Source organism: Azospirillum sp. (assembly GCF_050789165.1).
In genome coordinates this window covers 117,319-128,756 of the sequence record NZ_JBOZRT010000074.1, presented here as the reverse complement: position 1 = coordinate 128,756, position 11,438 = coordinate 117,319, and the positions used below count along the sequence as shown (strand labels likewise).

Sequence of the window (11,438 nt, the reverse complement as noted above, 5' to 3'; positions counted from 1 at the left end):
TGAACAAGCCGATCTACGCGCGCACCGCGGCCTACGGCCACTTCGGCCGCGAGCCGGACGCCGACGGCGGCTTCTCCTGGGAAAAGACCGATCTGGTCAACGACCTGCGCAAGGCGTTCGGATGATCGGCAACGACGGCAAGCCGGTGTCCCGCGAACAGCTGCGCGGGCACGTCGCCACCTACAACGCGCAGTCCCGCGGCTCCAAGGAGTTCGCGGGCATCCCGCGCGCGCTGGTGACGATCATGGACGGCCTGAAGGCCGGCAAGACGACCTACGTGAAATGCGCCGACGGTCAGGTTCAGCTGATGCGGCGCAAGGACAACAGCGTCTCCGCCGGGTGAGCCTCAGCCGGCCGCCAGCATCCCGGTGTCGGCCGTCGCGCCCGCGGCGGCCGACAGGGTCAGCGTGTAGCTGGCGGCTCCGTACCCCGACACGCGCACGTAGTAGGCGGCGGTGGCGGTGAGGGTGCTGCGCAGCGTGTTCCCGCTGGCGCCGGCGATCCTCAGGCCGGCGGCGCTGTAGAGGTCAAGCGACGCGCTGCCCGTCAGTTCGGACACTGTGGCCGACAGAACCTGCCCGGCCGTTCCCTGGATCCGGTAATAGTCGTCGGTGTCGACCGACCCGACCCAGTCGGTGAAGCTCTGCGCCGTCGCCGACAGGCTGCCCACCACGCGCGCCGTGGCGATGCTGTTGCCGGCGTTGTCGGCGGGGGTGGCGACGCGCACGGTGATCGCCTTCCAGTCGCTCCAGTCGTATCCGTCGTACGCCCGCACCTGCAGCTGGTCGCTGCCGGACGAGGCGCCGCCGCTGGAAAGCGCCACGGTGCCGAGCGACCCGGCGGCGACCGACACCGTCCGGCCGTACTGCGACACCCCGTTGGACATGAGGTAGGCGCCGGTCACGGTGGAGGCCAGACGCAGCTCGTAGGTCTGGATGGCGTCGCCGTCGCGGTCCGTCACCGTGAACAGGGACGGGGCCGCCACGCTGGTGTACGGCACCATCGTGAGGTCGTTGGCGGCGATGGCCGGCGCCACGTTGGTGCCGGGGTTGCGGCGTTCGCCGTAGCCGTACTGGACGTAGTGCCGGACCGCCGCCGTCTGATCCGAGCCGAGCGCCCGCGCCACGTCGGCGTTGCGCTGAAGGTAGCGCAGCGGGTTGAATCCGGTCGAGGTCCGCCGCTCGGCCCGGCCGTAGTCCAGGTAGTGCCGCGTCGCCGCCGCCGTATCGGCGCCCATTGCGCCGATGAGATCCGGGTTGCTGGCGAGGTAGCGCCACGCGTCGAAGCCGGTGGCCAACCGCCCCTCGCGCCAGCCGTTGGACACGTAGTGCCGGACCGCGGCCGCCTCGTTCGATCCGAAAGCCCCGGCCAGATCGGCGTTGGAGGCGAGGTAGCCGAGCGCGTCGAACGACCGCGGGCGCCGCCCCTCGCGCTGACCGTTCCGCACGTAGTGCTGGGTCGCGGCGGCGGTGTCGGCGCCGAACACCGCCATCAGGTCGGGGTTGCTGGCCAGGTAGTACAGCCCGTCGAACCCGCCCGTCGGCCGCCCCTCGCGGCGGCCGGCCGTCAGGTAGTGCCTCGCCGCGGCCGCCCGGTCGGCGCCGAGGGCGGCGATCAGGTCGGGGTTGCTCGCCAGATAGGCGAAGGCGTCGAACCCGGTGGCCGTGCGCCGCTCCGCCAGCCCGTATTGGAGGTAATGCTGCCGGGCCCGCTCCGGGTCGAGGCCGATCGCGTCGGCGACGTCCGGGTTGCCGGCGAGGTAGGACAGGGCGTCGAACCCTTCCGTCGGCCGGTTCTCGGCGATGCCGAACCGGACGAAGTGGTCGGTCGCCGCCGCCGTGTTGGTGCCGAAGGCGAGGCCCAGATCGGGGTTGGCGGCGATGTAGGACAGGGGATCGAAGGTGCTGGTGACCGCGCCGGCGACGGGCACCGGGGCCGCCGCGCCGAACTGCAGCCGCTCGATGCCGGTCAGCAGGTCGCGCCCCTCGGGCCCGGTGACGAGATAGGTATCGTTGGGAAGCCGGCACACCCCGTAGGCGCCCTGCGCTTGGGCGAAGACGGCGATGTCGTCGCCACCCCGGCCGTCGAGGCGGTTGTCGGCCGCGTTGCTGATGAGCGTGTCGTTGCCGGCGCCGCCGACGGCGTTCTCGATGGTGGTGGCGAACGCCACCACGGCGGCCGCCCGGGAGCCGACGAAGCTGACCATCGCCGGGCGCAGGTCGATCCGCGCCGCCTCCCCCTGCTGGCTGGCGTCGATCGTATCGATCCCGCCGCCGTCCCAGATCGTGCGGAAGCCCTGCCCGCCGGCGCCGAGGACGTACGTGTCCGCCCCGGCGCGCGTCGCCGTGTTGGCGCCATACAGGTGCTGGATGGCGGCGATGTCGTACAGGCTCGGCCCCACCGGCAGCGCGGCCATGTCCGGATTCCGGTGATACGACATCACGCTGTAGAGGTAGTTGTCCTCCCCGCCGGGCAGGAACGGCCCCTGGACGCCGCCGCCGCCCGCGTTGTAATTGCCGGGATGCTTCAGGCCGAGCGCGTGGCCGATCTCGTGCGTCAGCGTCAGGAACCCGAAGGACCCGGCGGAGGGGCTGATGTTCTCCGCATAGTCATTGGCGATGTAGACGGTCCCGCCCCGCGACGAGCTCGGAAGATAGGCATACCCGCTGGAGACGCCGTTCTGGTCGTTGGTGCCCAGCCGCATCAGCACGGACGGCGCGTCCGCCGTCTCGACGAAGCCGATTCGGGCCACCTCGGCCCACGCCGTCAGCGACTGGCGGACGGCGGCGCGCTGCGTCGGCGACATGGCGGCGAAGCCGTTCCGGTCGTCGAAACCGGCGTTGCCCGGCGGCGCGTTCAGGAAGCTGTAGGTGATGGTGGCCGGGGTACCGAGGGTCCCGCTGTCCAGGCGCTCCGGCGGCCACGGCAGCAGAGCCGATACGAAATACGGCGTGAGCGCGGCCGGCGCCGCGCCGCTGGCCGCGGCGGGATCAGACGCGCCGTCCCGGAGCGCCGCGCAGCCGCAGCGGAGCGGCAGGGCTTCAAGGATGTCGGCGTCGGCGGCCTGCATGGGACGGTACTCGCACGTGGCGGCGTACACTCCCGCGGCGGCCGCACCGTGTCGAAGTATAAGCCCTGTCCCGGCACGTTGGAAGCGAGCACGCAAGCCGAACCCGGCCCGTTGGCGGTGTCACCGTCGGTGAGCGGCGAGGTAGCGCAGGCAGGCGGCGACGGTGCCGCCGTCCATGTCCGGCGAGGTGGCGGCCAGCTCCTCCAGCGCGTCCGGCGCGAAGAAGGTGAGCGCGCCCACGCCGAGCTCGCCGGCGTCGGATGCGTCCCGTGCCGCCGGGCGCGCCCGCGCCGCCACGAACAGCGCGACGCGCGCCTCGAGGACGGCGGGATCGAGCAGAAGCAGGCCGAGCGGCCGAAGGTCCTTCGGGTCGCAGGTGAGGCCGGTCTCCTCGCGCAGTTCCCGCAGGGCGGACGCCTCGGTCGACTCGTCCGGCTCGACGAAACCGGAGGGGGCCACCCAGATCGCCTCGACGAAGTGCGGCCGGCGGATGCGCATCAGGCCGACCCGCCCGTCGACCTCCGGAAGCACGCAGACGCCGGAAACCAGATCGGCGTGCAGCACCGTCGGCCGCACCATCAGGAAATTCGGCACCGCGCCATCGGGGCCCTCGACGTGGTCGAAGAACACCTCGAAGCGGGCATTGGCCGCCGCCAGGCGGCGCCCGGCCAGGCGATGGCGGCACGGCGGCGCGTCGCTCACGGCGGCTCCCGTCAGAGGCCGGCGACGGTCATGCCGTCGATGCGCACGGTGGGCGCGTCCATGCCGGTGCGCCGTTCCAGGTCGTCGGCGGCCTCCAGGTTCAGGAACATCTCCTTGAGGTTGCCGGCCACCGTCAGCTCGCTGACCGGGTAGGCGAGCTGGCCGTCCTCGATCCAGAAGCCGCTGGCGCCGCGGCTGTAGTCGCCGGTCACGCCGTTGACGCCCATGCCCATCATCTCGGTGACGTACAGCCCGTCCTTGATCTCGCCAAGCAGGGAGTCCCGCGAACGCCGCCCCGCCGCCAGATAGATGTTCGACGGCGCCGGGGCCGGCGGGCTGGAGGCGCCGCGCGCGGCGTGCCCGGTCGTCGTCAGGCCGAGCTGGCGGGCCGAGCGCAGGTCGAGCAGCCACGAGGCCAGCCGGCCGTCCTCCACGATGGCGCGCGGGGCGACCGCCGCGCCCTCCGCGTCGAACGGGCGCGAGCGCAGGCCGCGGCGCACGGTGGGGTCGTCCACGATGGTGACGGTATCGGGAAAGATCGCCTGCCCCATCCGGTCCTTGAGGAAACTCGTGCCCCGCGCCACGGCCGGGCCGCTGACCGCCGCCACCAGATGGTCGAGCAGCGAGGACGCCATGCGCGGCTCGAAGACCACCGGCACCTTGCGGCTGTCCACCTTGCGGGACGTGAGGCGGCGCGCCGCCCGCTCGCCGGCCTTGCGGCCGACCTCCGCCGGGGAGCGCAGGTCGGCGCCGTAGACCGTGGTGTCGTGCTCCGCGTCGCGCTCCATGGTCGTGCCGTCGCCCGCCAGCACCAGCGCCAGCAGCGAGCGCTGCGAGCGGGCGTAGGAGCCGGCGAACCCGTTGCTCGCCACGATGGCCGCCGCCGAGCGGCTCCAGCGCGCTTCCACCGTCCGCGAATTGACGACGCCGGGCACGGCCAGCGCCCCCTCCTCCATCGCGCGCGCCTGTTCGGCCAACGCGCCGGCGTCGGGTTCGTCCGGGTCGCACAGGTCGAGGTCCGGCCAGGCGCGGACCACCGACCCGGGATCGGCGAGGCCGCAGAATGGATCCTCCGGCACCGCGCGGGCCATGGCGACGGCGCGCTCCACCAGCTCGTCCAGCGCCCGCGGGCTGCGGTCGGCCGAGGACACCACCGCCTGCCGCCGCCCGACGAAGACCCGCAGCCCGAGCGTGCCCGCCTCGGCGCGGTTGACCCGCTCCAGCGCGCCGAAGCGGCTGGCGGCGGTCAGCGACACGCTGTCGACGGCGACGGCGTCCGCGGCGTCCGCGCCGCCCGCCCGCGCCCGGCGCACTAGCCCTTCGAGCAGGTCGAGCGTGTCGGCGTCGTGCGGCCGGTCGGCGGTCATGCGGGATCTCGCGACGGTTGCGATGGGACGAGGCGGTCATGCGGCGCGCGGGCGCTCTCCGTCGCCTGGACCGTCCGGCACAGGGCGCGCGCGGCGGCCTCGACGGCGTCGAGGGCGACCCCCTCCATCAGGCCGCCGTCGCCGGCCTTCCAGCGGGCGAACAGGGCCTCGCGCGGCTCGGCGCTGACCACCGCGCGGGCCTGCGGCCCCCAGGGGCCGTAGACCTCCGGCCAGCCCGGTCCGAACAGGCCGACGGTCGGCGTGCCGACGGCGGCGGCGATGTGCATCAGCCCGGAATCGTTGCCGACGTAGAGCGCCGCGCGCGTCAGGCAGGCGGCGGCGGCCAGCGGGTCGGTGCGGCCGACGAGATCGATGGCGCCGTCCCCGAGCGCCGCCAGCAGCGGCCGCGCCCGCTCCGCCTCCGGCCCGGCCGCGAGCACCGCCACCCGCACCCCCGGCAGCGGGCCGGACGGCCCGGTGAGGCGGCGCGCCAGATCGGCGAAGCGCTCGGCCGGCCACTCCTTGCCCGGCCCGTTGGCGGTGGGGCCGAGGGCAAGGAATGGCCGGCCGCCGGGCAGCAGGCGCTCCGCCTGGGCCGCGGCCGCGGCGTCGATCCACAGGCGCGGCGCCGGCGGCGGCGCGACGCCGAGCACCGCGGCGATCTCCTCCACCTTGTGGGCGCCCGGCCGGCGGCGCAGCACGGCGAGGCGGCGGCTTGCCAGCAGGCGGCTGGCCGCCGAATTGCGCAGGTCCACCACGAGGTCCCAGCGGGTGCCGACGCAGGCCAGCCACAGCGCCAGCCAGTGGCGCGCGAACGGCCGCTTGGCGAGCGGGATCAGCCGCTCGAGGCGCGGCACCGCGCGCAGCAGCGGGGCGGCGAGCGGCCCGCAGGCGACGGTGAAGCGGGCGTCCGGGCGGGTGTCCACCAGATGGCCGAGCAGCCCGGTGGACAGCACCGCGTCGCCGATGCGGTTGGAGGTGATGAAGAGAACGCGCACCGCCGCCCGCCCCTCAGACGGAGGCCGGAACCGGCGACGCGCGGCGGCGCGGCCGGCCCTTCGCCAGCACCCAGGCGGCCGGCCCGAGGACCAGCACGGGCAGCGCGTACATCAGCGGGATGAAGGCGCCCGTGCGCGTGGACAGGCTGGTCAGGCCGAGAGAGGCCGCCTGCAACACCACCACGCTGAGCACCGACAGCGTCACCCGCGAGGCCTGGCCGCGCCGGTTGAACTCGCCGGAGAGCAAGGCGGCGAGCGCCACCAGGGTGAAGGCGAGCACGAACAGCGGCGAGGACAGGCGGTGGTGGAACTCGGCCTTCATCTGCCGCACCATGCGGTCGTACTGGGCGATTTCCGGCGGCGGGTCGAGCAGCTCGGCGGTGGAGCGCTCGCGCGCGTCCGGCCAGCGCTCGCCCTTGGCGCTGGAGAACACCTTGATGTCCACGGCGTAGCGCTCGAAGTGCAGCTCCGACAGGCGGCCCCGCGTCTGGTCCATCTCCTGGCGGTTGCCGTTGAAGACGACGAAGCGCGCCCCCGCCTCGCCCGGCACCATGATGGCGCGCTCGCCCATGATGGTGACCGGCTTGTCCTTGGTGCGGGCGTCGTGGATCAGCACGCCGTGCAGGTTGCCGTCGCGGTCGCGGCTGCGCACGAAGACGCTGAGCTTCTCGCCGATGTCGTTGAACACGCCCTCGCGCAGGAACAGCTGCGAGTAGTCGTTCTTCACCGCGTATTCCATGCGCACCAGCTCGCGGTGCGCGGCCGGCGTCAGCCACAGGTTCAGGACGAAGACGATGGCCATCACCGCCCCCGACAGCACCAGGGCCGGCAGCGCCAGCCGCATCGGCCCGACGCCGGCGGCGCGCATCACCACCAGCTCGCTGTCCATGGTCAGCCGGTTGTAGGTGAACAGCACCGCGCCCACCAGCGCGATCGGCAGCACGATGCCGAGGAAGGTCGGCACCGTCAGCAGCAGCAGCCAGAGGAACAGCCGCAGCGGCGCCCCGGCCTCGACCACGACCTCGATCAGGCGCAGCGACTGCGTGAGCCAGATGGTCACGGTCAGCCCGGCCGTCGAATAGAGCGTCGCCACCAGGAGGTTGCGGAACAGGTAGCGTTCCAGTCGGTTCATCATCACTGCGCGTCCGCCGAAGAGCGGGCCAGAGGCTGACGGGGAGCGCCCCAGAGGTCAAGAGGTATGCGCTCGCCTGGCCACCGCATGGCACCTTTCCGCCGAACGGGGTTGCCGTGCGGCGTCGATTGCTGGCAGGAAGAACACGTGATCCCACGCGATGGCACCATGCTCCGACGCCTGCTCGCCGTTCTGCTGCTCGCCGCTTCGCCCGCCGGGGCCGAGGTGCCGAGCCTGACCGTGCCGGTCGACTGCCGGATCGGAGAGGAGTGCTTCGTCCAGAACTTCGTCGACCGCGACCCCGGCCCGGGTGCCCGCGACTACATGTGCGGCGCGTTGACCTACGACGGCCATGCCGGCACCGATTTCCGCGTCCCCGACCTCGCGGCCATGCGGCGGGGGGTCGCCGTGCTGGCCGCCGCCGCGGGGGTGGTGGTCGGCGTGCGCGACGGCGTCGACGACGTCAGCATCCGCGCCCCCGGCGCTCCCTCCGTGGCCGGCCGCGAGGCGGGAAACATGGTGGCGGTCGACCACGGCGACGGCTGGCTGACGCAGTACAGCCACCTGCGCAAGGGCAGCGTCGCCGTCCACCCCGGCGAGCGGGTCGCCGCCGGGCAGCGGCTCGGGCTGATCGGCCTGTCGGGGAACACCGAGTTCCCGCATGTCGACGTCGCGGTCCGCCACAACAACCAGCCGGTCGACCCGTTCGTCGGCCCCGACGCGCCGCCCGCCTGCGGCGGCGGCGGGACGCCCTTGTGGAACGAGGCGGCGAGGCAGGCCCTGGCCTATCGGCCGACCGGTGTGCTGAACGCCGGCTTCGCCGCGGAGACGCCCAACGAGGCCAAGGCGCGCGACGGCGCCTACGACGCCGCCGCACCGGGGCGCGACGCGCCGGTGCTGGCGTTCTGGGCGGAGATCTTCGGCGGCCAGGCCGGCGACCGGCTCGAACTGCGCATCCGCGGGGCGGACGGGCGCGAGATCCAGCGCAGCTCGGGCGTGGTGCCGAGGCCGCTGGCCGCCCTGGTCGTCGCCACCGCCGCCAAGCGCCCGGCCGCCGGCTGGCCGCCCGGCGTCTACCGGGGGCAGTTCTCGCTGACCCGGAACGGGGCCGTCGCGGTGGACGCCGAGCGGCGCGTCGAGATCCGATGATCGCCGGAGATGAGCATGGATGACCGCCTGCCGACCGAGTTCTGGGTGATGGGGCACCTCCGCGCGGCCGACGGCCAGGGCGTGCCGATGATGGTGGTGCGCAAGGGGGACCGGTCGCGCGGCTCGGTCCTGCTCAAGCTCAACCTGCTCGACGGCCGCTTCGTGGTTCTGTCGCAGGTCCGCCGCGACGAGCGGCTGGGCTGGGCGCGGGCCACCGGCGCCGAGCCGGTCGAGGAGGCCATCGCCGACGCCTACCTCGCGCGGCAGACGAAATACGATCCCGACGTCTGGATCGTCGAGGTCGAGGACCGGCAGGGCCGCCACTGGTTCGACGGGCCGGTCTTCTGAGGGTACGGCGGGCGGCGGGGGTGTTGCGGCCCCGGGCGCCTATGGTAAGAGAAGCGCGGGCCGGCTGGTCCGCCCAGGCACCAGGAGAGCGTTGTGACGATGAACGAGCAGTCGGTGCGGCCCCGGTCCGGAAGCCGGGCGCGGGCGCTTGGGCGCTTGCTTGTCGTGGCGCTGCCGATCGCCGCGGCGAGCGCGTGGGCGATCCGCAACGGCGTCGGCATCGCCGACCTGCAGGACCTGCTGCAGCACCACCCCGCGGCCCCCGTCCTGTTCCTCCTCCTCCACGTGGTCTTCAGCCTGCTGTTCCTGCCGCGCGCCATCATGGCGATGGCGGCCGGCCTGATGTTCGGCGTCGGCTGGGGCCTGGTCTGGGCATCGGCCGGCAGCCTCGCCGGGGCGGCCGGCGGCTTCCTGCTGGCGCGCTACGTCGGCGGCGGGATCATCGACGAGGCGGAGCGGACGCGGTTCGGGCCGGTGCTGCGGCGCGTCGAGGCCGGCGGCTGGCGCGCCGTCGCCATGCTGCGGCTGATCCCGGTGGTTCCGCACGCGGCGGCGAACTACCTGCTCGGCCTGACGCGGGTGCGGTTCGCGTCCTACGCCGTGGGCTCGCTGCTCGGCCAGCTGCCGATGACCGTCGCCTTCGTCCAGTTCGGCGCCGCCGGAACCCAGGTGATGGTCGGTCGGCCGGACTGGATCCAGCCGACGCTGGTCGGCTTCGCGGCGCTGCTGGTCTCCGCCGTCCTGCCGAAGCTCGCCGCCCGCCGCGCCTGAGCGGTTCGTCCCAACTTTCGACCAACCTCGTCATCGTGCGGTCACACGCGGCCACCTATCCTCCGGCGCCATCCGAGGATAAGAGGCGGAAGCTATGGCACTCGCAACGAACGGCTCCACGGGGGCGAAGGGCACCGTCGTCGTCATCGACAGCGGCTGGTCGTCCGCCTGGAACACCGGCACGCTGGTCTACCAGCAGGATTTCCTGAACGGCGACAACGACGCGAAGACCACGCTCGCCAACACGCACGGCGCGCTGGTGACGTCGGAGATCGTGAGCAAGGCGCCGGACGCCGGGATCATCGAGCTGAAGGTCCTGCCCGACGACGGCAGCGCCACCAGCGACGCCACCATCGAGAAGGCGCTGCAGTGGGTGGTCGCCAACGCCGACGCCTACAACGTGGTGGCGGTCAACCTGTCGCTGGCCGGCGGCGCCGTGACCGCGCCGACCACCACCAGCCTGTCCGACGAGATCGCCGCGCTGGCCGCCAAGCGCGTGCTCACCGTGGCCGCCGCCGGCAACGCCGGCCAGGGTGACGCCACGCAGGACGTCTCCTACTACGCCGCCGATTCCAACGTGGTGTGCGTCTCCGCCTCGACCGGCGACGGGCAGTTCCCGACCTGGGCGCAGCGCAGTCCGGCGCTGACCGACATCTGCGCCGACGGCACGCAGGTGATGCTGACCAATCTGGCCGGCCAGAGCTATCTGGCGAGCGGCTCGTCCTTCGCCGCCCCGGCGGTGACCGCCGCCCTGGCGCAGGCCCAGGACATGGCCATGGAACTGCGCGGCAGCCGCCTCAGCCTCGACGAGTTCGTCTCGCTGGCGAAGGAGACCGGCACGCCGGTCGGCGGCACCGGCTACGCCGACCTGAACGCCGACGCGCTGCTCGCCAAGCTGGCCGCGACCTACAAGCCCCCGGTCGCCGGGACGGCGAGCATCGTGGTCAGCGCGCACGGCACCGCGGCGGGCGGCGTCAACGCGCATTTCAACGTCCTGATCGACGGCCAGAAGGTGGGCGAGGCCACCGCCGGCACCACGGCCAAGGACTACGCCTTCACCGCCGGCGTCACGCCCGACGCCGGCCACAAGGTGCAGGTGCAGTACGACAACGACACCGCCGGCCGCGACCTGTTCGTCGACAGGATCACCATCAACGGCAAGGCCGTGGCGCCGACCGACCCCATCGTCAGCTATGACAAGGGCGCGCTGGACGGCAAGGACGTGGTCGCCGGCCAGTCCGGCCTGTGGTGGAACGGCACGCTGGTCGCCGACGCCGGCCAGGGCTTCTTCCCGGCCGCCGGCACGCCGGCCCCCGCCGGGACCGCCATCGTGGTGAACGCCCAGGGCAGCGCCGCGGCGGGCGTCTACGCGCACTTCAACGTCCTGGTGGACGGCGTGAAGGTCGGCGAGGGCATGACCGGCGCCACGGCCAAGGACTTCGCCTTCACCGCCACCGTCGCGGCCGACGCCGCGCACAAGGTGCAGGTGCAGTACGACAACGACACCAGCGGCCGCGACCTGTTCGTCAACAGGATCACCATCGGCGGCCACGCCGTGGCGCCCACCGACGCCATCGTCAGCTACGACAAGGGGGCGCTCGACGGCCGCGACGTGGTGCCGGGGCAGTCCGGCCTGTGGTGGAACGGCACGCTGGTGGTCAGCGCCGACAAGGCATGGTTCCCGGCGCCGTCGGGGGTGGCGGTGGGCGCGGCCGACGCGCTTCTGGCGCATGCCGTTGCGCAGGGTCAAACGTCGCACGATGCGGTCGGCGCCACCGCGTTCGCCGCGGCCGGGACGCCCGTCGAGGCGTCCTTCGACGCCCCGTTCGAGCCCTACGCGGCGCACCACCTGCACGCTGACGGCATCGGGGGCGCGGGGGCGTAGCGCCCCCACCCTCCCC

10 protein-coding genes and 1 pseudogene are annotated in these 11,438 nt (G+C 73.3%); 6 read left to right on the top strand and 5 right to left on the bottom strand.

The window, feature by feature from the left end; translation table 11 throughout:
* Together ACRWK7_RS16830 and ACRWK7_RS16825 are read left to right on the top strand one after the other, a co-directional pair.
* Positions 1-125, top strand: a pseudogene (locus ACRWK7_RS16830) (methionine adenosyltransferase); the annotation flags it as partial.
* Positions 122-343, top strand: a complete 222-nt coding sequence (locus tag ACRWK7_RS16825; RefSeq protein WP_431857423.1) for a hypothetical protein — start codon at positions 122-124, stop codon at positions 341-343. The pseudogene ACRWK7_RS16830 and the gene ACRWK7_RS16825, both read left to right, overlap by 4 nt.
* Positions 344-346: 3 nt before the next feature.
* Here ACRWK7_RS16825 and ACRWK7_RS16820 read toward each other — a convergent pair whose 3' ends face one another.
* From ACRWK7_RS16820 to lptF, 5 genes are all read right to left on the bottom strand, one after another.
* Positions 347-3,070 carry a M10 family metallopeptidase C-terminal domain-containing protein gene (locus ACRWK7_RS16820; RefSeq protein WP_431857422.1) on the bottom strand — a complete coding sequence of 908 codons (2,724 nt, stop codon included), beginning with the start codon at positions 3,068-3,070 and terminating at the stop codon, positions 347-349.
* A 120-nt stretch (positions 3,071-3,190) separates the two neighbouring features.
* Complete coding sequence (locus tag ACRWK7_RS16815) at positions 3,191-3,772, bottom strand: NUDIX domain-containing protein (RefSeq protein WP_431857421.1); 582 nt, start codon at positions 3,770-3,772, stop codon at positions 3,191-3,193.
* An 11-nt stretch (positions 3,773-3,783) separates the two neighbouring features.
* Positions 3,784-5,139 carry a TldD/PmbA family protein gene (locus ACRWK7_RS16810; protein WP_431857420.1) on the bottom strand — a complete coding sequence of 452 codons (1,356 nt, stop codon included), beginning with the start codon at positions 5,137-5,139 and terminating at the stop codon, positions 3,784-3,786.
* Entirely contained in the window at positions 5,136-6,137 is a 1,002-nt protein-coding gene (locus ACRWK7_RS16805; protein ID WP_431857419.1) for a glycosyltransferase family 9 protein, read from the bottom strand. The genes ACRWK7_RS16810 and ACRWK7_RS16805 overlap by 4 nt, the downstream gene beginning before the upstream one ends.
* Positions 6,138-6,150: 13 nt before the next feature.
* Entirely contained in the window at positions 6,151-7,272 is a 1,122-nt protein-coding gene (gene lptF / locus ACRWK7_RS16800) for an LPS export ABC transporter permease LptF (RefSeq protein WP_431857418.1), read from the bottom strand.
* A 144-nt stretch (positions 7,273-7,416) separates the two neighbouring features.
* On the opposite strand from lptF, the gene ACRWK7_RS16795 reads away from it, so the two are divergent.
* The 4 genes from ACRWK7_RS16795 to ACRWK7_RS16780 all read left to right on the top strand — a co-directional run bounded on the left by ACRWK7_RS16795 (position 7,417) and on the right by ACRWK7_RS16780 (position 11,422).
* Positions 7,417-8,418 (top strand): M23 family metallopeptidase, encoded by a 1,002-nt coding sequence (locus ACRWK7_RS16795; RefSeq protein ID WP_431857417.1) that lies wholly within the window; start codon positions 7,417-7,419, stop codon positions 8,416-8,418.
* A 15-nt stretch (positions 8,419-8,433) separates the two neighbouring features.
* Positions 8,434-8,766: a DUF1491 family protein gene (locus ACRWK7_RS16790; RefSeq protein WP_431857416.1), complete on the top strand. Its 333-nt coding sequence runs from the start codon at positions 8,434-8,436 to the stop codon at positions 8,764-8,766.
* A gap of 99 nt (positions 8,767-8,865) precedes the next feature.
* Positions 8,866-9,537: a TVP38/TMEM64 family protein gene (locus tag ACRWK7_RS16785; RefSeq protein WP_431857425.1), complete on the top strand. Its 672-nt coding sequence runs from the start codon at positions 8,866-8,868 to the stop codon at positions 9,535-9,537.
* 94 nt (positions 9,538-9,631) lie between these two features.
* Positions 9,632-11,422, top strand: coding sequence for a carbohydrate-binding domain-containing protein (locus ACRWK7_RS16780; protein ID WP_431857415.1), 1,791 nt, complete (start codon positions 9,632-9,634; stop codon positions 11,420-11,422).
* Positions 11,423-11,438: the final 16 nt, after the last annotated feature.